The organism is Bradyrhizobium glycinis (genome assembly GCF_016031655.1).
In the GTDB taxonomy this organism is placed as follows: Bacteria; Pseudomonadota; Alphaproteobacteria; order Rhizobiales; family Xanthobacteraceae; genus Bradyrhizobium; species Bradyrhizobium glycinis.
Genome location: NZ_JACCHQ010000038.1, coordinates 38635 through 58657, shown reverse-complemented (window position 1 = coordinate 58657; position 20023 = coordinate 38635). Strand labels below are relative to the sequence as shown.

General features: G+C 64.9%; 25 protein-coding genes. 11 read left to right on the top strand and 14 right to left on the bottom strand.

Features of this window, described 5'->3' with window-relative positions:
* Positions 1-537 precede the first annotated feature (537 nt).
* Positions 538-804: a DUF2312 domain-containing protein gene (locus HZZ16_RS34040; protein ID WP_025575662.1), complete on the bottom strand. Its 267-nt coding sequence runs from the start codon at positions 802-804 to the stop codon at positions 538-540.
* A gap of 335 nt (positions 805-1139) precedes the next feature.
* On the opposite strand from HZZ16_RS34040, the gene HZZ16_RS34035 reads away from it, so the two are divergent.
* Together HZZ16_RS34035 and HZZ16_RS34030 are read left to right on the top strand one after the other, a co-directional pair.
* A complete protein-coding gene (locus HZZ16_RS34035; protein ID WP_197954827.1) occupies positions 1140-2342 on the top strand; it encodes a calcium-binding protein in 1203 nt (400 codons plus the stop codon).
* Between the two features lie 138 nt (positions 2343-2480).
* The gene (locus HZZ16_RS34030) at positions 2481-3683 is read left to right on the top strand and encodes a calcium-binding protein (RefSeq protein WP_197954826.1); all 1203 of its coding nucleotides are present in this window, start codon (positions 2481-2483) and stop codon (positions 3681-3683) included.
* A gap of 309 nt (positions 3684-3992) precedes the next feature.
* Here the strand turns inward: HZZ16_RS34030 and HZZ16_RS34025 are convergent, their stop codons facing one another.
* The 4 genes from HZZ16_RS34025 to HZZ16_RS34010 all read right to left on the bottom strand — a co-directional run bounded on the left by HZZ16_RS34025 (position 3993) and on the right by HZZ16_RS34010 (position 6529).
* Entirely contained in the window at positions 3993-4289 is a 297-nt protein-coding gene (locus HZZ16_RS34025; protein WP_197954825.1) for a cytosolic protein, read from the bottom strand.
* 555 nt (positions 4290-4844) lie between these two features.
* Positions 4845-5126, bottom strand: a complete 282-nt coding sequence (locus HZZ16_RS34020; RefSeq protein WP_197954824.1) for a hypothetical protein — start codon at positions 5124-5126, stop codon at positions 4845-4847.
* Between the two features lie 259 nt (positions 5127-5385).
* Complete coding sequence (locus HZZ16_RS34015) at positions 5386-6027, bottom strand: cell envelope biogenesis protein TolA (RefSeq protein WP_197954823.1); 642 nt, start codon at positions 6025-6027, stop codon at positions 5386-5388.
* A gap of 97 nt (positions 6028-6124) precedes the next feature.
* Positions 6125-6529: a VOC family protein gene (locus HZZ16_RS34010; protein ID WP_197954821.1), complete on the bottom strand. Its 405-nt coding sequence runs from the start codon at positions 6527-6529 to the stop codon at positions 6125-6127.
* 344 nt (positions 6530-6873) lie between these two features.
* Between HZZ16_RS34010 and HZZ16_RS34005 the strand changes: the two genes are divergently transcribed.
* Positions 6874-7224, top strand: a complete 351-nt coding sequence (locus HZZ16_RS34005; protein ID WP_197954828.1) for a zinc ribbon domain-containing protein YjdM — start codon at positions 6874-6876, stop codon at positions 7222-7224.
* A 21-nt stretch (positions 7225-7245) separates the two neighbouring features.
* On the opposite strand, the gene HZZ16_RS34000 is transcribed toward HZZ16_RS34005, so the two are convergent.
* Complete coding sequence (locus HZZ16_RS34000) at positions 7246-7449, bottom strand: hypothetical protein (protein ID WP_025035973.1); 204 nt, start codon at positions 7447-7449, stop codon at positions 7246-7248.
* 244 nt (positions 7450-7693) lie between these two features.
* Here HZZ16_RS34000 and HZZ16_RS33995 point away from each other — a divergent pair, with 244 nt between their 5' ends.
* On the top strand, positions 7694-9001 hold the full coding sequence (locus HZZ16_RS33995; RefSeq protein WP_197954817.1) for a M15 family metallopeptidase domain-containing protein: 1308 nt from the start codon (positions 7694-7696) through the stop codon (positions 8999-9001).
* A 4-nt stretch (positions 9002-9005) separates the two neighbouring features.
* On the opposite strand, the gene pdxY is transcribed toward HZZ16_RS33995, so the two are convergent.
* Complete coding sequence (pdxY, locus tag HZZ16_RS33990; RefSeq protein WP_197954816.1) at positions 9006-9824, bottom strand: pyridoxal kinase; 819 nt, start codon at positions 9822-9824, stop codon at positions 9006-9008.
* Positions 9825-9947: 123 nt separating this feature from the next.
* Between pdxY and HZZ16_RS33985 the strand changes: the two genes are divergently transcribed.
* Positions 9948-10292: a DMT family transporter gene (locus HZZ16_RS33985; protein ID WP_025035970.1), complete on the top strand. Its 345-nt coding sequence runs from the start codon at positions 9948-9950 to the stop codon at positions 10290-10292.
* Between the two features lie 40 nt (positions 10293-10332).
* On the opposite strand, the gene HZZ16_RS33980 is transcribed toward HZZ16_RS33985, so the two are convergent.
* The 4 genes from HZZ16_RS33980 to HZZ16_RS33965 all read right to left on the bottom strand — a co-directional run bounded on the left by HZZ16_RS33980 (position 10333) and on the right by HZZ16_RS33965 (position 14180).
* Positions 10333-10539, bottom strand: coding sequence for a hypothetical protein (locus HZZ16_RS33980; RefSeq protein WP_197954815.1), 207 nt, complete (start codon positions 10537-10539; stop codon positions 10333-10335).
* 107 nt (positions 10540-10646) lie between these two features.
* The gene (locus tag HZZ16_RS33975; protein WP_197954814.1) at positions 10647-10928 is read right to left on the bottom strand and encodes a hypothetical protein; all 282 of its coding nucleotides are present in this window, start codon (positions 10926-10928) and stop codon (positions 10647-10649) included.
* A gap of 169 nt (positions 10929-11097) precedes the next feature.
* Positions 11098-12105, bottom strand: coding sequence for an SH3 domain-containing protein (locus HZZ16_RS33970; protein ID WP_197954813.1), 1008 nt, complete (start codon positions 12103-12105; stop codon positions 11098-11100).
* Positions 12106-12257: 152 nt separating this feature from the next.
* Positions 12258-14180 (bottom strand): FAD-binding monooxygenase, encoded by a 1923-nt coding sequence (locus HZZ16_RS33965; RefSeq protein WP_197954810.1) that lies wholly within the window; start codon positions 14178-14180, stop codon positions 12258-12260.
* A gap of 102 nt (positions 14181-14282) precedes the next feature.
* On the opposite strand from HZZ16_RS33965, the gene HZZ16_RS33960 reads away from it, so the two are divergent.
* A complete protein-coding gene (locus tag HZZ16_RS33960; protein ID WP_197954808.1) occupies positions 14283-14747 on the top strand; it encodes a MarR family winged helix-turn-helix transcriptional regulator in 465 nt (154 codons plus the stop codon).
* Positions 14748-14864: 117 nt separating this feature from the next.
* Positions 14865-15293: a COG4315 family predicted lipoprotein gene (locus tag HZZ16_RS33955; RefSeq protein ID WP_197954806.1), complete on the top strand. Its 429-nt coding sequence runs from the start codon at positions 14865-14867 to the stop codon at positions 15291-15293.
* Positions 15294-15341: 48 nt separating this feature from the next.
* Here HZZ16_RS33955 and HZZ16_RS33950 read toward each other — a convergent pair whose 3' ends face one another.
* Positions 15342-15938: a L,D-transpeptidase gene (locus tag HZZ16_RS33950; protein WP_210342717.1), complete on the bottom strand. Its 597-nt coding sequence runs from the start codon at positions 15936-15938 to the stop codon at positions 15342-15344.
* Between the two features lie 341 nt (positions 15939-16279).
* On the opposite strand from HZZ16_RS33950, the gene HZZ16_RS33945 reads away from it, so the two are divergent.
* Entirely contained in the window at positions 16280-17338 is a 1059-nt protein-coding gene (locus tag HZZ16_RS33945) for a hypothetical protein (RefSeq protein ID WP_197954802.1), read from the top strand.
* Between the two features lie 490 nt (positions 17339-17828).
* Positions 17829-18059, top strand: coding sequence for a DUF6894 family protein (locus HZZ16_RS33940; protein ID WP_025035960.1), 231 nt, complete (start codon positions 17829-17831; stop codon positions 18057-18059).
* Here the strand turns inward: HZZ16_RS33940 and HZZ16_RS33935 are convergent.
* Entirely contained in the window at positions 18056-18838 is a 783-nt protein-coding gene (locus HZZ16_RS33935; protein ID WP_197954800.1) for an SDR family NAD(P)-dependent oxidoreductase, read from the bottom strand. The genes HZZ16_RS33940 and HZZ16_RS33935 overlap by 4 nt on opposite strands.
* 137 nt (positions 18839-18975) lie before the next feature.
* On the opposite strand from HZZ16_RS33935, the gene HZZ16_RS33930 reads away from it, so the two are divergent.
* Both HZZ16_RS33930 and HZZ16_RS33925 read left to right on the top strand, forming a co-directional pair.
* A complete protein-coding gene (locus HZZ16_RS33930; protein WP_197954798.1) occupies positions 18976-19368 on the top strand; it encodes a hypothetical protein in 393 nt (130 codons plus the stop codon).
* 105 nt (positions 19369-19473) lie between these two features.
* Positions 19474-19722 (top strand): hypothetical protein, encoded by a 249-nt coding sequence (locus tag HZZ16_RS33925; RefSeq protein ID WP_197954796.1) that lies wholly within the window; start codon positions 19474-19476, stop codon positions 19720-19722.
* Between the two features lie 21 nt (positions 19723-19743).
* On the opposite strand, the gene HZZ16_RS33920 is transcribed toward HZZ16_RS33925, so the two are convergent.
* Positions 19744-19929 (bottom strand): hypothetical protein, encoded by a 186-nt coding sequence (locus HZZ16_RS33920; protein ID WP_197954794.1) that lies wholly within the window; start codon positions 19927-19929, stop codon positions 19744-19746.
* Between the last annotated feature and the right edge of the window lie 94 nt (positions 19930-20023).

Below are 20023 nucleotides of genomic sequence, written 5' to 3'. Positions count from 1 at the left end.
TGCCTGTGCCAGGAAGATGCTCATCTTCGTCAACGCCGTGGTGGCTCGCGGCACGCCGTGGTGCGGCGAACCACCGATGCGATCATTCCCTGTTACTTAGTTCGACCGGCACGCGTTTCTTCGTCCCGACCTGCGGCTGCTCACGACGTCGCGCGCAGCGGCGGTCAAGGATGGCCGTCGCTCGCCCTAACCTCACCTGATCTTCCGCCAGGCCACGCCTTGACCGACGCGAGCACGGCGTCATCATGGGAAGACGCAGACGACCCCAAAAGGCAGCTACCGTTTAATGGTTGCTACGGGCTGCCGTTCCGACGAAGACACCTCGCGCCATCATTCCGGGGCGCGCCCGCTTGGGCGCGAGCCCGGAATCCATCGGACGACACGACGAGTGGCGCAATGGATTCCGGGCTCGCGCTTCGCGCGCCCCGGAATGACGGTGAGTTCTGCTGCGCTCCACCTTTTCGTGGTTGCCAGCCCATAACGGCCGCAATCCTTTCGATCACGGCCATCTCTCCCTCACCGATCAACCTGGTCGTCTCACGCCGCCTTCGCCTGCTCCGGCGAGGCCGTCTCCATCGCGCGCATGTAGAGATCGAGCAGGCTTTCGCGTTCGTCGCGCTCGTTCTTGTCTTCCTTGCGCAGCTTGATGATCTCCTTGAGGATCTTGACGTCGAAACCCTCGCCCTTGGCCTCCGCGAAGACTTCCTTCTTCTGCTCGCTCAACTCCTGCATTTCGCTGTCGAGGTTCTCGATCCGCTCGACGAAGGAACGGATCTTGCCGCCGGGAATGGTGATGTCGGACATGGTGCCTCTTTGCTGACTGAGGTCGTGAAAATGACCGCAAAGAAATGACCAATGTGTTAACCTCGCCGCCCGCGCATGGTCTTCATGGCTCGATGATGGCTTCACGTCGAACCACCGAAGCGACGGTCTGATAACGACACACCGCCAAGTCACGCCGTGCACGCGGTCGACGGCACGCGGCGGTTCCATGCAGCCAAACTCTCTCCCGAATTCCTACAAATCTCTGCCATCTACCAAAGGTAGTTTCTGCGCTGAAGCGTGGTCAACAACGCGACTTGCAAGAAACACTGCATGCGTCAGCCCCCGCTTCCGACAATGAAATGGGAGTTACGTCGATGCAGCAGCTGCCGAACGATACGTTGGACGTCATCCTCGACCAGTCCGGCCAGATCGAGACTGTGTCCGGAGACCCCGGCTTTCCCGTGGCCAAGGACGTCTGGGGCGGCAACGACACCGTGTTGGCCACCGTCACTGGTCTCTATGCGCGGCTCACGATCTTCGGCGACGACCACACGATGCTGCTCGGTCACTCCCAGGGCGGCAACGACACGCTGATCGCCGACATCGGCGGCGGCTGGAATACCGCGCTCGTGGTGGGCGACACCCAATCGATGATCGACGATGCCAAGGGTGGCAATGACACCATCGTCGCCGATGCCCATGGCACGGTTTACACCACCATCTCGGCCTTCGGCGATGTCGCGGCCGACATGTCGGGCAATGCGAGAGGAGGCCATGACGACATCACCGGCTCGGTCGGGTGGCGCGGCAGCGACAACCAGTTCGCAGGCGATGCCGGCGGTTCCATGATCGACACTTCGCACGGCGGCAACGACACCATCGATGTCAGCGTGCTTACGGGCGACGGCGCGGCGCGCGTCAGTGGCGATGCCATCGGCTCCCTCGCGGGTCTTGCGCAGGGCGGCGACGACAGCCTGACCTTGACCCTCAATGGCGACAGCTTCATTTCGCGCGGAACTCTGTCGGGCGATTCCGCGACGTCGCTGATGGACCTGGCCCAGGGCGGCGACGATGTGCTCACCGTCGCGCTCGACGGCGACGGTACCAATGCCGTCTCGGAGATGTACGGCGACGCCCCGGTCATGGCGGGCAGTTCCCATGGCGGCAACGACATCCTCACCGGCGGCGCGGGCCGCGACTTCATGTATGGCGATGCTCGGACCTATGAGCCCGCCTCGCCCGGCTCGATCACCGGCGGCATCGATATGCTGAACGGCGGCGCCGGTGATGACCAGCTCTGGGGCGGAGGAAACAGCGACCTCTTCGTCTTCGACACCGGTTCGGGCCACGACACGATCAACGACTTCGATCAGGGCAACAAGGCCGTCGGCAGCACCACGGCCGAGCACGATTTGATCGACGTGCACGCCTACGGATTTGCGGATTGGGCCGCGCTGTCGAGCCTGATCAGCGACAATGCATCCGGCGATGCCGTGATCCATCTCTCGGCGAGCGACACCATCACGCTGGACGGGGTCCAGGCGGCCAATTTGCATCCGACCGACTTCATCATCTGAGGTCGCTGAATCGAGAGCGGCGATCCCGCCGCGCACCTGACGCGGCGACGAGGTTCGCCGCTAGTCCTCGTCGAAATCAAACCCAGTCCCGAATTCCTGCAAACCTCCGCCTCCGACAATGAAATGGGAGTTTACGCCATGCGATATCTGCCGAACGACACCATCGACGTCCTGCTCGACCAGTTTGGTCAAATCGAAACCCTCTACGGCGATCCGAATTTTCCGACCACCACTGATGCCTGGGGCGGCAACGACACCGTGACGGCGACCATCAGCCAGCCGGAAGCAGAGGTCACGATCTTCGGCGAGGACAACACGACGTTGCATGGTCAGTCCCACGGCGGCAACGACACGCTTACGGTCAACTTCAATTACGGCTGGAACGACGGCCTCGTGGTCGGCGATGCCCAGGCGATGACCGACGACGCCAGGGGCGGCAACGACACGATCAGTGTCGAGTCAGACTCGCTGTACACCAACGTGCAGGCCTTCGGCGACGTTGCTGGCGACATGTCGGGAAATTCGCACGGCGGCAGCGACGTCATCATCGGCACGGTGGGTTGGCGGGGCTACACAAATCTGTACGCCGGCGATGCCGGCGGTTCCATCAGTGGTACGGCGCATGGCGGCAATGACACGCTCGACATCACTCTGGACACCCGAGAGGGCTCGGCGAAGGCCAGCGGTGATGCCATCGGCTCCATCGGCGGCGATGCGCATGGCGGCAACGACAACATCACTTTCACCATCAGCACCGAGAATGTCTGGGCCGGCGGAGCTGTGTACGGAGATTCGACGTCACTGACCGACAATGCCCAAGGGGGAGATGACATTATCACCCTCATGGCCAAAGGCCCCGCCACCACCGAGTATGCGCGCACTGTGCTCTTCGGCGATGCTCCGACCATGTCTGGCAACGCTAAAGGCGGCAACGACATCCTCAACGGCGCGGCTACCAACGACTTCCTGTATGGCGATGGGAGGATCTATGCCCCCGCAACGCCGGGCTCGATCACCGGCGGCAGGGATATCCTCAACGGCGGCGCCGGCGATGACCAGCTCTCCGGCGGCGGCAACAGCGATACCTTCGTCTTCAACACCGGCTCCGGCAACGACCTGATCACCGACTTCGATCAGGGCAACCAGGCGGTCGGCAGCACCGCGACCGAGCACGACCTGATCAATGTGCAGGATTACGGGTTTGCGGATTGGGCGGCGCTGTCGAGCCTGATCAGCGACAATGCCGCCGGCGATGCCGTGATCCATCTGTCGGCGAACGACACCATCACGCTGGACGGGGTCCAGGCGGCCAACCTGCACGCGACCGACTTCATCATCTGAGGAAACTGAATCAAAAGCGGCGACAGGGGTATCGCATATGGCGTGAACGATGCTGCGGCGTCGGGACTGGGCTCCCTCCCCCGCTTGCGGGGGAGGGTTGGGGAGAGGGTGCCTCCGCGTTGGGGTTGAGAATTGACCGAGGATGTCCCTGCGCGGCGAGAGCCCTCACCCGCCGCGCGCGGGACGATGCTTCGCATCACCCGGGGCGCGTCGGCCTCTCCCGCAAGCGGGAGAGGCGGAGCAGCCCGCGAACAACTTTCCTGAAAGCATATGCGATTGCCCTGCCATCCTGCGCAAGACCAAACCCGATCACAACTGTTCCTGCAGGATCGGTGCACCGAGTTCGTCGAAACGGAAGAGCTGAAAGATCCGCTGGCCGTTGAAGTCGAGGACTCTCAGATCGTCGGTCTCGTGCAGATTGCTTTCGACCGCACGAAAATGCCCGCCATAGCGATCCCTGGCGAGCGCCAACGGAACCTCGAACGCGACGAACTTGCCGATCCCCTTCTGTCTGAGCACCTCGAGAAGCTTCTGATCCCTTAGGGACTCATGCGAGGTGAGAATGAGCAGCGGACCGCTCGCCGTGAGCAGCAAAAGCGACTTCATCGGAGCCTCCTTCCGGTTGGACTGAGCCCTCCGTGTTCATTTTAGCCCGTCGGATGGGCGGTGCGAAGCGCTACCATCCTGCGGGCTGCGGAACCAATCGTCGTCCATCGTCTTGACTTAAGCTGCCTCCCTTCGCGGTGGCAGAAGACGGTTGAGAGGCGAAAATGGTTCTGATGGGCCTTGGCGCGCTACTCATCCTTGGCGGGCTCCTGTACACGGCACGCGCCACCATTTGGCGGGGCCCGCTCAGTGGTCGAGATTCCTCCGGGCGGGTCCGCGACACGCTCGAGCCGCCACGGCGCGGCTTGGGATTCCTGGGTTTGGGCGCGAATTGGCCAGGTGTGCTTCTGATGGCCGCCGGGGCAATGCTTATGGCATCCGGCGCCAGCTTCTGAGGCGAGGACCCAAACGGCCGTAGAGCACGGGCCTGCACGGCGCAGCCCGCCCCTTTCGCTTCTCTGCCGATAGAGATTAGCGATCATGACGAGCAGATGCACGTCGTGCATCAGCTCACCTACCCCCATGCGCCGATCAGTTTCGCGTCGGTCGGTGCCTTCACCACCAATACGGCCAGCGCCATCCCTCATAGCGCACGTATGACGGCACCAGGGGCGGGCCGTAAGGATCGATCCGGTCCTCCTCGGGGCGATAACGATAGCGTGGCACGATGTTGTAATCCCACGGCGTCGGCCTCAGCACGGGCGCGGTGACGATAAGCCGCTCTTGCGGTGCGCGAACGACGACGGCTTTCCGCGTCCGGGCTTCGGCGTCTGAGGTTGCAAGGCTGCTCAGCACCAGGGCGGTGCCGAGCGCGCAGGCGGCGGTCATCTTTGTCATGCGTTGATCTCCTTCGCGCAAAGAGTGCAAAAGGATGCCGGGCGAGGCAAGCAAATTTCGCGCGAGCTTTGGAAGATCGGCGCAGCGGGATTTGGCGCCGCCGCCTCCACGTCATTGTGAGCGCAGCGAAGCAATCCAGACTGTCACCGCGGCGGCAGTCTGGATTGCTTCGTCGCAAGGGCTCCTCGCAATGACGGCGAATATGACGCAAGAGTGGTCTGCATGAGCAGCAGAACTCCCGGATGTCGGCACTTGCTCCTCACTCGCGCGCGCGGCGCAGGGCCTGATCCAACTTGTGCCTCTGCTTGTCCCAGCGGGCCTGCTCGGCTTCGGCGCGCGCCTCGAGCGCGGCCCGCTCGGCTTCGATCGTCTCGGCCTTCGCTTCGTGCGCGCGTCTTGCCTTGTCGAGCGCGGCTTCCGCCGCGGCAACCGCCTTGTCGCGCCGCGCACGCTCCTTGGCGCGGGCGGCCTCCTCTTTGCGGCGCTCGGCCTCGCGCCGCCGCTCCTCCTTCTCGAAAGCCGCGGCGGCCTTGCGGGCGGCCGCATTATCGATCTCGCGGGATGCATTCCGGCCCGGTTTGGCAGGACGCTTCTTTGACCTCGCCTTGCTTTTAGACCTGGTCCTGCTCTTGGACTTGGTCTCGCCCTCGCCGAGATCGGTCGGCAGCTCCGTGCTCTCGGTGAACGGGCCGTCCGAGCCGACCGGGCGCCTGAGCACGACGCCTGGCTTTGCCATGGTCGCGGCGACGACATCAGGGTCGTCGGTCTCCTTGGCAACGCCCTGATGGAACAGATTGGAGCTGGCACCCCAGGCGGCAAGCGCCGCCTTCATCGAGGGCGCGGCGATCGCCTGATCGTAGAAGCCGAGCGAGGTCTGGTAAGTCTTCAGTTTCTTTGCCATGTCGCTCCGATGTCGGCGCAGCTTTCCGCGCGCGAGCGTAGCCCGGAACGAGCAAAGCGCAATCCGGGGTGGCTCAGCACGCTCGGCCCCGATTAGGCTACGCACTCCCCAGCAGCGCGTCATAGCCTTGCGCGCTGAACGCCAGCAGACAAAAACCGTGCCCGAACGGATCGGCCAGCATCGCGATCCGCCCATAGGGCGCATCGCGCGCGGTGGCCTCGAGGATCGCACCCGCAGCGAGCGCACGTGCGACGGCGGCATCGACATCGTCGACGACGACGTCGATATGCACCGGCGTCCAGTGCCGCTCATAGCGGCGGCGGTCGCCGCCGGCGCCGATCGTGCCGGCCTGCTTGGTCAAGAGATACACCGGCGCCGGCCAGCCGTTGAGCTCGACGAAGTCGGCGCCGAAGCGGCGGCCGACCGTCAGCCCAAAGGCTTCGGTGTAGAACCTCGTGGCCTTCGCCACGTCGGGAACGTCGATGTTGAGGAGGAAGGTCATGAGGGGCCCGTCGCAAGTTGCGAAGCGAGCGTAGCCCGGATGGAGCGGAAGCGTAATCCGGGATGGTGCCGCACCTGACGTCCCCGACTGCGGCCCATCCATTTCTACGCATGAAGCACCCGGACGATCGCCACGATTGCATCATGCCATTGTTTTGCCCGACGGGTCAAATGCGCATTCGGGATTACCGAAGAAAAACAAAACCCCACGATTCCATGGAGATGGCTACTGTGCATGGGGTTGTTTTCGAAAAAATTTCTGCGTCAACAAAGCGCCTCAGCCTTGCTTTCCCGGTTCCCGCCTCTACGGTCGCGCTGCGAACGAAGCGCGAGACAAGACCCGTCATGACCGACACGATGAAATGCCCGACCTGCAATTCCGAACACGCCTATCAGGACCGCGATCTCTGGGTCTGCCCGGAATGCGGCCATGAATGGAGCGGCGCGGCGGACGCGGTCGTGGACACGGCGCAGGACGCGAGCGTGCGCGATGCCAACGGCAACGTACTCGCCGACGGCGACAGCGTGATCGTGATCAAGGATCTCAAGATCAAGGGCTCGTCCTCGGTCGTCAAGGGCGGCACCAAAGTGCGCAACATCCGCCTGCAGGATGCCAGCGACGGCCACAACATCGCCTGCAAGATCGATGGCATCGGCGCGATGAATCTGAAATCGGAGTTCGTGAAAAAGGCCTAGCTCGGCGCCTATGGCAGGTGCTCAGCCGCCGAGCACGTTGCCCCAGCCATCGAAGAGATAAGTCTTCCAGGCCACGGTTCCATCCGCGCCGGGCCGGCTGGCGCGCCGGTAGTCCTCGGCCTGATCGGCGGTCCACGTGATGATCGTGTCGGAGAGACGATCGTGCAGAATGGCGGGCTCGGTGGGGTCGAAGGCGTCCATGGGACGAAGCGAGGGATGCGTCATGGCGGCTCCAACGCACCAGCGGCAACAAAGTTGCGGCAATGCCGAATGGAACCGGGCGTTGCACCCGGGCCACAGTTGCCCCGAAAAGCCCGCATTCCCCGATTTGAGCCATTGCGCCGCCACACCGTGGCCCGAACAATCGACGTGCTGCGTGCCTTTTCCGTGCAAGACTGTTTCGTCCAACCGTTTGCATCATCACTGTTCGGGCAGGATCGTTCGAGCAGACCGTTTGGAGGCAGGGATCATGAACGATCGGCGGTCTCTTCTGGTGGCGGTATCGTGTCCCTCGGCGGTTGTCGCCGGCTGGCTGGCATTGTCTCTCTCCGCCTATGCGCCTGCGCTCATCGAAAACAGTGCCGCCAGTGCGGCCGCCATCTCGCGCGCCAAGGATCTCGGCCGCATCGACCTCGCCGACGTGCCGCGCGCGGCGACCATCGAGGACGATGGCTTCGCCTTGACAGCCGACATCGCGGCTGCGGTCGTTGCTGCCCCTGCCCCTGCGGCGCCAGCGGAGGCTACGCCCGAGGAGCCCGCCGCCACCGTCAAGCTCGCCTCGGCCGACCCGGTGCTGATCCTGCCGGCAGAAGCCGTGCCCGCGCCGCCGATCCTGCCTGAACCGGAGCCTGTCGTCAGCGAGGCTGCCCCCGCCCCTGCGCCCGAGCCCGTCAAGCTCGCATCCGCCGATCCCACCGAGATCGTGACAACGGACGCCTTGTCCGCCGCGGCGATCGCGAGCGGCCCCGCCGCGCCTGCGGGCAAGGCGTCACCGCCGGTCGACACAATCGCTGTGCTCGACGAATGCTTCGTCATCGAAGCCTGCATCGACCGCTATCTCTGGGCGCTCTATCAGCGCACCGCCAAGGAAGACACAATCAAGGTTCAGGAGCGGCGCGCCGTCACCATCAAGCGCAAGGGCAAGACCGTCACGGTGATGCGCAGCTTCACGAAGCTGGTCGATCAGGATTTCACCTGGAAGGATCCAAAGGCGGCCGAGCGCGCCGGCATGTCGATGATGGATTACGTCATCGGCGGCATGGACAAGAGCTTCAAGCAGAAGCTGTTCCGTATGATGCTCGCGGCCGAAGCCGCCGGCCTCTCACCGGGCATCACCAGCGCGTTCCGCGACGACTATCGCCAGTCGATCGCAAGCGGGCTGAAGGCTGCCTCCAATCGCTCCTATCACGGCGGCAGCACGCGCGGCGGCTACGGCCACGGCATGGCGGCCGACATCGTCAGCACGCAAGGCAACAACCGGGCACAGCGCTGGGTCTCGACCGAAATCCTGTGGAAGTGGGTCGATGCCAACGGCAAGGCGTTCGGCATCGGCCGCCCCTATCTCGGCCGCGATCCGCCGCATGTCGGCCCGATCGACGGGGCGGAATATATCTCGAAGCGCGGCACCTCCGACCGCAAGGACGTTGCCGGCGCCAGGCCGAAGAAACCGCGGGCCATCGCGAGCGCCAAGCCGCCGAAGGCCCACGCCGCGCGCGAGCAGAAGGGCCCGGCCAAGCCGCAGAAGTCGGCGCAATCGGCCGGCAAGCGCGCGACCTGACGGTTTACGGCTTGCGCTCGGCCGTCGGCAGCGGCATCAGCCGCATCTCTGCCGAGCCGGCGTCCTGCGTGCGCACCAGCACGGCAAAGACCGTGTCGACCGCGCGCCGCACCGCCAGCTCTATCGCTTCGCCCTTGGCCAGATGCGCCGCGATCAGCCCGGTGAGGAGATCGCCGGTGCCGTAGGGGCGGATCGGCAGGCGCGGCGTCGCAAAGCGCGACAATCGCCCGTCGGCGCACAGGATCGTCTCCACCTGGCCCGCCGCCGTATCGGCGAGGGTGCAGCCGGTGGCGACGACATCGGTGCGGCCTGCCCCTGCCAGCACCGCACAGGCCGCGCTGAGGCTCTCGGTGTCCGCGATTGCGGCTCCAGAAAGCAGCTCGAGCTCGAACTGGTTCGGCGTCGTCAGGTTCGCTGCCGGCAGCAGCCGGTTGCGGACCACGTCCAGGATGCCGTCCGCGACATAGACGCGGCCGTCGTCACCGATCACGGGATCGCAGAGATAGATCAGCTTCGCATTCCGCGTGCGCGCCCGCTCGACGAAATCGGCGATCACCGCGGCATTGCCGGGCGAGCCGAGATAGCCGGTGACGAGCACCGCGGCCTCGTCGACCAGGCCGCGCTCCTCGACTCCCTTGAGGAGATCGGCGACGAGCTCGGTCTCCAGCACCCGCCCGCGCAGGCTCGGATAGCGCGGATGGTTGGACAGCAGCGTCGTCGGCACCGCCGCGACGTTCACGCCCTCCGCCTGCATGGCATAGGCGGCCGCGCTGTTGCCGACATGGCCGTGGACCACCTGGCTCTGGATGGAGATGACGAGCATGAAAGAGGTCCGTAGAGTCAAACCTCGGGCGACGCAAGGGCCGCGTCCTGTCGCGGACTCGTCATTCCGGCGTGATATTTCCGCTCGCACGTCAGCCATCGTCGGCCCGGACACCGCCTCCGCATGACCTCCGCCTTCAACGCCTATACGGCTCTCGCCCTCGCCATCGTGTTCGAGGTCACCGCGTCGGCGTTCCTGCAGCAATCCGCGCAGTTCACCCGTCCCTGGCCGACGCTGGCGATGGTGCTGTTCTACGTCGCCTCGTTCTACGCGCTCTCGGTGGCTATCCGGGTGATCCCGTTGAGCATCGCTTATGCGATCTGGGGCGGGGTCGGCATCATCCTGACCGCCACCGTCTCCTTCGTGCTGTTCCGTCAGATCCTGGACGCCGCAGCCTTTGTCGGCATCGCGCTGATCGTATCAGGGGTGGTGATCATCAACCTGTTCTCGGAGACCACGGTGCGTTGATGCGCGGTACCGGCTCCGAAGGTCAGATTGCGCTCCACCATCACGCTGCGGACAGCTGATCGAGTTCGGACGGCGCGTAGGCCTTGCCATCCTGGTCGGTGATGACCACCCGCCATCCCTCGCTCGCCCACACTTTCGCCTTCGCCACGATGAGCAACCGGCTCTCGCGGGCGAAACTGTACTTTTCGTTGTCGCGTTCTGCGACCATCTTGTAGGCCAATTCGCATCCCCTCGCGTCGCCCTGCACCCCGCCTTCTCGTGACAGCGGGCTTTGGCGGCAATTCGCCGGGAGCGTGGCAATTTGGTGCCATCCGGTATGGCCTCGTGGCCGCCGCCACGGGCCGATTCGGTCCGCTAGTGCACGCGGATGATATGCGGGCGGCCGAGATTGATCAGTCCCTGCACCGCCGAAAGGCGGTCATCGAGGGCCGCAATCGTCAGCAGCAGATTGTTGCGACGCTCGTCGAGCAGCCCCATCTCGGCGCCGGTGAGCTTTGCGCTCGTCCGTTCCTTCTGGATCGCTTCGAGAGACTCGCGCAGGCCGGCAATCAGGCCACTCAATTGCTTTGCCTCCTTGGTCATCGACCGCTTCGCGACATTTTGCTGACGGCGCGTCTCCGCTTGACTCTGTCTCATCGTCATCCTCCGGTGCCCCGCTGCCCCGAGTGGATGCTTACAGCTTTGGATAGACATATTACGATCGATGAAATCTGCCCGCGAAGAACTTTCTTAAATTGTACGCGCACGGAACCGGATCAAATCAGCAGAAAGCCCGGCGCCAAGGCCGGGCTTTCGTTAGGCAGCGCTAGTGCTTCTCGTGACCGCCGCCTGGGCCACCAGCCGGGCCACCGCCGCCTCGTGGCGCAGCATTGATGTGCGGCGCGCCGCCACCACCGCCGTGCGGCATTGCAGGCGCCGCCGCGCGCGGTGCCGGCATCTGCGCATGGGCATTCATGGGTGCACCGTGACTCACATTCGGCTGCGCGACATGAGGCGTCGCGGGCCGAGCGGCCGGCGCGCGTGGCGCTTCGTGCGCACGCGCCATCGGCTGCGCACGCACGGCAGCGCGGCTCGCGGCCTGTTCGTGCATCATGCGGGCCTGAGCATCGCGTGGATTGCGAGTCTGCACATTGGCCGGCTCATGCGCGGGGCGCTCGCTCCGTCCGGCACGCGTCCGGTGGGCGGTAATGGCGGCGTCGCGTTTCGTGATCGCAGCGTCACGCCTTGCGATCGCGCCATCGCGAGCAGCCATTGCGGCATCATGCCGTGAGGTCATGCCGTCACGTCCCGAGACCGCGGCGGCACCCTTGCCACGCACGCCTTCGCGTTCCAGCGCGATTGCCGCGTCACGCGTCGCTGCACGACCGATACGCGCTGCGCCCGGGTCGATCGTCATCCGCGTCGCGAAGCGCTGATGCGAGGTCCAGTAATCATTCCAATAGGCGTGGCGGTGGTACCAGGGCCGTCCCGCATAATAGCTCGACCAGTACGAGGTCAGCACGAACGGGACGACCGGCACATCGATCACTTCGACATAGTCGGGCAGATAGACGTAGCGATTGCGGTAGCGATATTCGAGATATTGCGACGACACCCAGCCGCGATCGTCGGAGAAGCTGACGTCGCACCACGCCTTGCCGCGCAGGCAGCCATGGATGTTGACGCGCGCACCTCCGGGGATGCGGTCGACCAGGGGGAAGCCCGTTCCCGGCCCGGCCCGCAGGCCGGTCGAGACGGTGACGATTCCCGGCGCGGCCAGCGCGGCCGTCGGGACGAGCAGCAATGCGGCAACCAGAACGCTTCTGAATTTCATGACGTGTTCCTCCTCTTGCGAGACGGAACGCGCAGGCGGAACGAGCGTTCCGCCCGTCATCACCGCATCCGCCGAAAGATCGAGAACGCGCCTACGCGCGAAGTTCAATATTCATACGTCGTTCATCGGCACGGCGCGCGGCGCTTTCGGCGTCAGCGCACCGGCAGCATGAAGGCGTCGAAGAATGAGGCGAGCCCGGCAAAACCGTCGAGCGGCAGCACGGTCGCGACATACTGGTCGGGCCGCACCACGACCATGCAGCCGGCCGTCCGATCGATGCCGCGCATCGTGAAGACGTCGTGGCCGCTCTTGAGATCGGGGCAGAACATCTTCTCATAGTCGTACAAGCCGTAGCGGCCTTTGCTCGGGAGCAACATCGGCGGCATCGTCTCGATGGCGAGCTCGCGATGGTCCTGCTGAAACACCGCGCGCAGATCGATCACGCTGTCGATGTCGGCTCCAACGGGCGTATATCGACGGATGGGTGATTTCCGGGACTCCGCGAGGAAATTGCACAAGGCACGAATGACCGAGCCCGACGCTGCGGGTTTCTCGGCGGGCGAGAACGCGTAGATGCGGAAGCGGCCGTCGGCCTGTGCGGCATGGCCGAGGTGCACGGGCTTGGCGTCCGCCAGCCTGATCACCGGCGCGGAATGGAAGCGCTTGCCGATGTTGAAGCCCTGCGCGAGGTGCTGATGCGTGGCCGCTCCGGTGAGCATCGACGGCCTGTAATGCGTTGCCGTGCCCGCGGTGTAGCGCCCGTGCCGGACGAAATAGTCCTGCGTCTTGGCGGCATCGGCGCCGCCGGCCTTGGCGGCGGAGGCGAGGATACTCGCCCATTCGCGATCGAAATCGATCAGCTCCTTCGCGACCGCCTGGCGCTCGGCCGAGTAGGAATGCAAGAGACTTGGCGCACATTGCCTCCGCAGCACGGCGGCGAGCTTCCAGCCGAGATTGAAGGCATCCTGCATCGACACGTTCATGCCCTGCCCGGCCTTCGGGCTGTGGGTGTGGCAGGCATCGCCGGCGATGAAGATGCGCGGCAGGCGCGTATCCATCTCGCCCTCCGGCACGTCGTCGAACTTGTCGGTGAGGCGCTGGCCGATCTCGTAGACCGACCACCAGGCGATCTCCTTCACCTCGAGCCGATGTGGCTTCAGGATCCGCTGCGCTTTCGCAATCACGTCGTCGGCCGTGATGTTGCGGTTGGCAACGCGTTCGCCGACATCGAGCTTGGCAAGCTCGACATAGATGCGGACCATGTAGCCGCCTTCGCGCGGAATGATCAGCAGGCTGCCGTCCGTGGCCGACTGGATCAGCGACTTGAAACGGATGTCCGGAAAATCGGTCACTGCCAGCACGTCCATCACGCCCCAGGCGTGGTTGGCGGAATCCCCGTGCAGCTCGCGCCCGATCGATTTGCGCACGATGCTGCGGGCGCCGTCGCAGCCGACGACGTAGCGGGCCTTGATCGTCTCGATCTTGCCCTCGTTCGCGGCATCGACGCGTTCGAGGCGCACGGTCACGGCATGATCGTCGGCACCGGCAGCCGGATCGACATTCAAGTCAAGTACGCGCCGGTTGTAATACGGCGCGAGCTTCGCGGGCGATTTGCGCATGACGTCCAGAAAGCAATCATGGACGCGCGCCTGGTTCAGGATGACGTGCGGGAATTCTGAGAGCCCGTCCTCGACGTCCTGCACCCGACCGCTGCGGACGATCTTCTCCGGCGCCGCTTCATCCGGCTTCCAGAACGTGGTCTCGTTGACCCAATAGGCCTCCTTCAGCACACGCTCGCTGAAGCGATAAGCGTGGAACATCTCCATGGTGCGGCAGGCGATGCCATCAGCCTGACCGACCAGCAGGCGATCCGGCTTCTGCTCGACGATGCAGCTCTTGATGTCAGGAAATTGCGCGAGCTGGGCCGCGAGCGTCAGGCCGGCCGGCCCGCAGCCGACGATGAGGACATCGACCTCGCCAGGGACGGCGCCCGCCGCTCCCGACGCCGCGACGCGCGCGGCAGGATCGGCGATTTCAGGGTCACCCGGCTGGAATCCATTGAGATGGAATTGCATGAGCACCTCTCCCGTCACATTCTGTTTTGATATTGATCAGTATGCTGACGATCAGTATACTTGTCAATGATCCGCACCGCCCCTGCCCCAGAGGAGATTTCGGTGAAAGACAACAACGACATGCCCGGGCATCTGGCGCGCCGCTTCCAGCAGATCGCGGTCGCGGTGTTCCTGGCCGAGGTCGAGGACGCCGGCTTCGATCTCACGCCGGTGCAATACGCCGCGCTTGCGACCATCAAGGCCAATCCGGGGCTCGACCAGGTGACGCTCGCCGGATTGATCGCCTACGACCGCACCACCATCACCGGCGTGATCGATCGCCTCGTGCAGAAGGGCCTTGCGGAGCGTCGCCCTTCCAGCCGCGACCGCCGCGCGCGCGAGCTCGAGATCACCGACGAGGGCCGCCGCACGCTGCGCAAGATCACCCCGGCCGTCGAATCCGCGCAGCGCATCATGCTGCGCGGCCTCAGCGCGAAAGAGGGTGAGGAGCTGATGCGGCTGCTGCGCAAGGCCATCGCCGCCGGCAACGAGCTCAGCCGCGCCCCGCTGCGCGATGCGCAGCTCTGATCTCGGACCATGTCCGTAATTGTCGCAGCGCACGAAACCAGGGACTAACCTTCGGCTGCTAACGTCGGCCGCATTGGGGCGCTTAACGCGCATTAACTTTGCGGGGCGGAGTTTCGGATGTTCAGATTCCCAGTTGTGGCCGCGGCCGTCGCGCTCTCGACCGTTCAGGCGGTCGCAGGGGGCCATGGCGGCGGCGATCCTCCTCCGCCGAAGGTCGAGGCGCCAACGGCTCCCGCCAAGGTGATCCTGACCAAACAGGGGCCCAAGCTCGTCGATCTCAAGGGCATGACGCTCTATTATTACGAGCGCGACACCACGGGAAAGACGTCGAACTGCAACGGCAAATGCATCGAGAGCTGGGTGCCGCTCGCCGCAACCGCCGACGCCAAGGCCGTCGGCGACTTCACCGTGATCAGCCGCAACGACGGCAGCAAGATGTGGGCCTACCGTTATCGCCCGCTCTACACCTCGCCCGCCGACAAGGCGCCGGGCGACGCCAACGGCAATGCCACGACGCTGCAATGGCGGGTCGCCCGGCCTGAGTAGCCGCGCACAAACATTCACGACAATTCGGAGCCGACCGGTCGCGGGGCCTTACCCCCGCCAGCGTCCACCCGCCTCGGCCTGCGCGCTCTGTCCCGGCGGCAGCACCACGACCATCGAATTGAGCTTCACCCGGTCATAGAGATCGATGACGTCCTCGTTGCGCATCCGGATGCAGCCTGACGAGATCGCCTGACCGATATATTCGGGCTGGTTGGTGCCGTGGATGCGGTAGAGCGTGTCCTTGTTGCCGACATAGAGATAGATGCCCCGCGCGCCCAGCGGATTGGCGGGACCGCCGGGAACGCGCGCGGGATAGGGACCGAGCCGCGCCTGGATATCCGCGGTGGGGACCCAGTCCGGCCATTCCGCCAGACGGCCGACCCGCGCGACGCCGGAGAACGCCATGGCTTCCTCGCCGACCGCAACGCCGTAGCGGATCGCCTTGCCCTCGGGCAGCACGTAATAGAGGTAGCGCGCGTCCGTATCGACCAGGATCGTGCCCGGTAGCTCCTTGCGGTGGTAATCGACGATGTGACGCAGATATTGCTCGGGCACGTTCGCTTTCGCGTAAGGCGCGTGCGCGAGCAACTGACGGTCGCGCGGCGTCATGCTCGCATCCGTCGATGGCGAAAGTGTCGTCTGCATGCAGCCGCCCAGCGGCAGCAGGGCTGCGACGAACAAAACGAGTAGAGATCTTGGCACCGCCGGCCCCCCGATAGCGGAATAACGACGCCCCCAGCGTCACCAGATATTGCCAAAATCGTGCTGAAAACAAGGCGGTGCGGAACACATGCGCGTGTTCGGCAAATCGGGTTCCATCACCACAAAGGGCGGAAGAGTGTCGCATGATCTCCATCCCCTCGCCTTGCTTTCGTCAAACCCGGCTGGACTCGTGCGGCATGGGGAACGGCATGGGCTCACCTCGGATTAGCCCCGCGCCAATGCGGATCACTTAACCACGAACACTGGGCTTCAAAGGAGCTGCGATGCTCGCGACGCTGAACGCCAAGCAAATCGTCGATGAGATCGTGAAGGACACGGTCAAGGACAACGATCCGCACGATGCGGTTCAGATCTCGCCCGAGATCGTGCGGGCCTCGCGCCCCGCCAGCGTGTCGCCTGCGCTGGCGCCGGAGATCGCGCCGCGTCCGGAGCCCAAGTTTGCCCCGGAGCCCAAGGTCACGCCGAGGTTCACTCTGGAGCCGGCGCGCTCGCCCGAGCCCACCATCAACGTCGTCTACGGAAAATCCACCGCGGCACCGTCGATCGACACGGCTGTCCGCGTCACGTCCAGCGATGGTCCCGTGGTGAAGAAGCGGTCTTCGGTCGGCAAGTGGCTGCGCGGCGCGTTCGTCGCGTTCCTGCTTGCCGGCGCCAGCGTGGCCGCCAGCATCGCCTGGGAGAAGCACGGCGACACGGCAAAGCAGTTGCTGGCCGAATGGACGCCGGCGCTGACCTCGCTGCTCCCGACGACCTCGTTGCTGTCCGCGACACCGCAGCAAAGCGCGCCGGTCGGCACCGCCCAGGCTGCGCCCCCCACTGCGGAAGCCACACCCAACCAAGCGGCAGATCAAGCTGCTGCGCCGCCCGCGGCTCAGCTTGCTGCGGCCGCACCTGCGGCAACAGAGCCCGTCGACACGGCGCAGTCGGTGCAATCGATGACACGCGATCTCGCCGCCATGGCGCAGCAGATCGAGCAGCTCAAGGCCAACATCGCCGAGTTGAAGGCCGGACAGGAGCAGATGGCGCGCGAGATGGCGAAGCCCCCTGCACCAAAGCCGGTCACCGAAGCGAGGCCGCCGGTCGATCCGCGCGCACGCGCTGCCGCACTGCCGCCGCAGCCTGCGGCGCCGCCGGTTCGCAAGCCCAAGCCGCCTGTAACGCGGACCTACATGCCGGCCTCTTCGCCCCCGCCGCTCGCACCTCCGCCGCCGTCATCGCAGGCCGCCGCCGCGCCGCCGGCAGCTGCGCCGACCACGACGACGCAGCAAGCCGTTGCCGATGACGACGGACCTATCGTGCGTCCGCCGATGCCGCTGCGTTAGAGCATGATCCGGACCCGAAGGGCCGCGTTAGCGCAAAGTGCGTAGCGGTTTTCCGAAAAGATCATGCTCAAACGATAGCCAAAAGCGCGATGACGATTCACCCTGATCGCATCGCGCTTTAGAGCAACGCCGCAGCCTTGATGTGACGTGTACGCTGTCCGAGTCGATGTGAAGCGTTAACTCCGGGCGATTACGGTAAGCGACATCTCGCGCGTCTCGCTCAAGAGAAAAGGCCGTCGGGATCTATGCCGCCGGCCTTCTCTTGCAGCTGCCGGTTCCCGGAGCCCGGTTCTGCTGCAATTCCATGTCTTAATGATCGCGCAGGCATATTTAATAAATTCTTAACGAGCCCGCACGTTGCACATCATTTCTGCGCCATAAGCCCAGAGATTGCGCGCTCTGTTCATTCGATAGATGTCGACTCAGTGGTAACATCCGACATGTGTTGAGACTTGCACTGAAGCTCAGATCGTCACACCGGGGAAATCGGATGCCCTACTATTATTTCGATCTCGTGGTTGGTGAAGAGTTCAAGAACCAGGGTGGAATCATCCTCGAGGACATCGAGGTTGCCTCAGATCGCGCCGATCAATTGGCTTGCGAACTGTCGCAGGTGAAGCCGGAGCTGCAGCAGAAGGGTTGCGCGGTGCGCGTCACCGATCGCGATCACAACGAGCTCTATCGCACTCCGCTCGATCCGGTGCCGGCCTGGCAGCGCTAATCCAGCACCGGCGCCTCGAACCAGTTCGTCAGCGATAATCCGCCGTCGACGACGAAGGCTGCGCCGGTGACGTAAGCGGACAGCTGGTTCGACAGCACCGTGAGCGCCATCGGTGCGAGGTCCCTGGCTTCGCCGAGACGCCCGAGCGGAATGTGCCGCGCCAGCGCGGGATCGGCGACGAACCCGCCGGCTGCGATCGCGCCGGGGACCAGTGCGTTGACGCGGATGTCGTAGCGTCCGAGCGTCTTGGCCAGCTCCTTCACCAGCATCGCCATCGCGGCCTTTGCGGTCGAGTAGTGCGGCAGGTTGCGCGGCGTTCCTGCATGCAGCGAGGTCAGAAACAGGAACGAGCCCGGCCGCTTCGCCGCGATCAGCCGCTTTGCGAGCTCGCGCGCCAGGTGAAAGCCGGCATCGAGATTGACGGCATGCATCTCCTGCCAGGTGTTGCGATCGACCGCGAGCACGTGATCGGCCTCCCGCCGCGGTGGCGAGGCGCTGTGGACGAAATGCGTGACGTCGCCCAGCTCAGAATGTGCTGATGTCAGCAGCTCATCGCAGGCCTCGAGGCGCGCGAGATCGCCGACCCAGGGCACGGCGAGATCTGGCCTCTCGCTCGCGCCGATCGCGGCACGCACCCGCTCCGCGCTGACATCCGCGAACACGGTGCGGACGCCCTCGCCGACCAGGCCGAGCGCAATCGCGCGGCCGATGCCGTTGCCCGCCCCTGTGACGAGCGCAGTGTCGCGTGCGGGATCGAACGGCGTGCTGAACAGGCTCATGTTGCGCTCCAATGCTGGGGAGCGCAGGTTAGCCCGCCGGGCCGATCGGCGACAATTGTCTCCCGGTCCCATTGCCGAGCGGCGCGCCGGCCGCTAGCCTCTCGGAAAATGGAGGAGGTCCCAAGGAGGTCCCAAGGATGCGCACCGGTTTTCTGATGACGGGCCTGTTGCTGTTCGCCGCGCCGGCCCTCGCGGGCGACGCGCCGCCGCGGTCGACCTATGTGACGATGGTCTTGCAGGCCTTCGCCGCCAAGGTCGAGTGCCCCAACACCGATCTCGTCTATCAGGACCTCGTCCAGAGGGCGCAGCAGATGCACCTGCCCGACGGCACCACCGAGAAGGTTCGCAAGGCGATCGCCTGGATGCACACCGGCGGCAAGATGGGCGAGAAACAGGACGATGATTTGATGGCTGAGGTCGCGGTCGCGACCCAGGCGACCGACATGGACCAGCGCCGTCTCGGCATGTCCGGCTGGTGCGAAGCCCAGAAGACCAATCTCACCGGCCTCATCCGCAGCAAGGGCGGCTAGCGCGCCGCCCCGTTAAGCACGCCGCCACGGAACCTCTGCCGCGGCCCAAAATCGTCACAATCCTCGAAAGCATGCGGCCTCTTCGAATTCGAACAGGAGGTCCTCATGCGGAATATCCATTTCGTTTTCGCCGGCGCGATTGCAGCCGCCGCGGTGCTGACTGCGCCCGCACTGGCAAGAAACTCCGATGCCCAGAAGGGCGGGGAGAAGTCCACCTCGCCGTCCTGCAGTGCCTATCAGCAGGCGCCGGACGGCACGTGGGAACCGCTGCCCTGCAGGGAATCGGGCGCGCGCGCGCAACCCCAGACACAGATCCGCACGTCGTCGCAAGGCACCGACCGCGGCGAGCGTTGAGGACGCTCGCGCCTTAGGATGTCAGCTCTGATGCGGGCCGCGCATGATCTTCATGGCGTCCACGATGTGACGCCATTCCCTCGCCTCGTCGGCCTCGCCGCGGCCCTCGCAGGCCTGGGCCTGCTCGGCGGCCTTCGCGATCGCAGCAAAGCCGTGCTGTTCGAGCATCTGCCGGGCAACGGTATGGACCTGGACCTCGGACATCATGGGCGCTCTCCCGTCTGACCAGCCGCGGTGCAACGCTGCCGCGGGTGGTTCACAACGGTCGAGGCGCGGGTCGCGTTCCGTCCAATCGATGTGA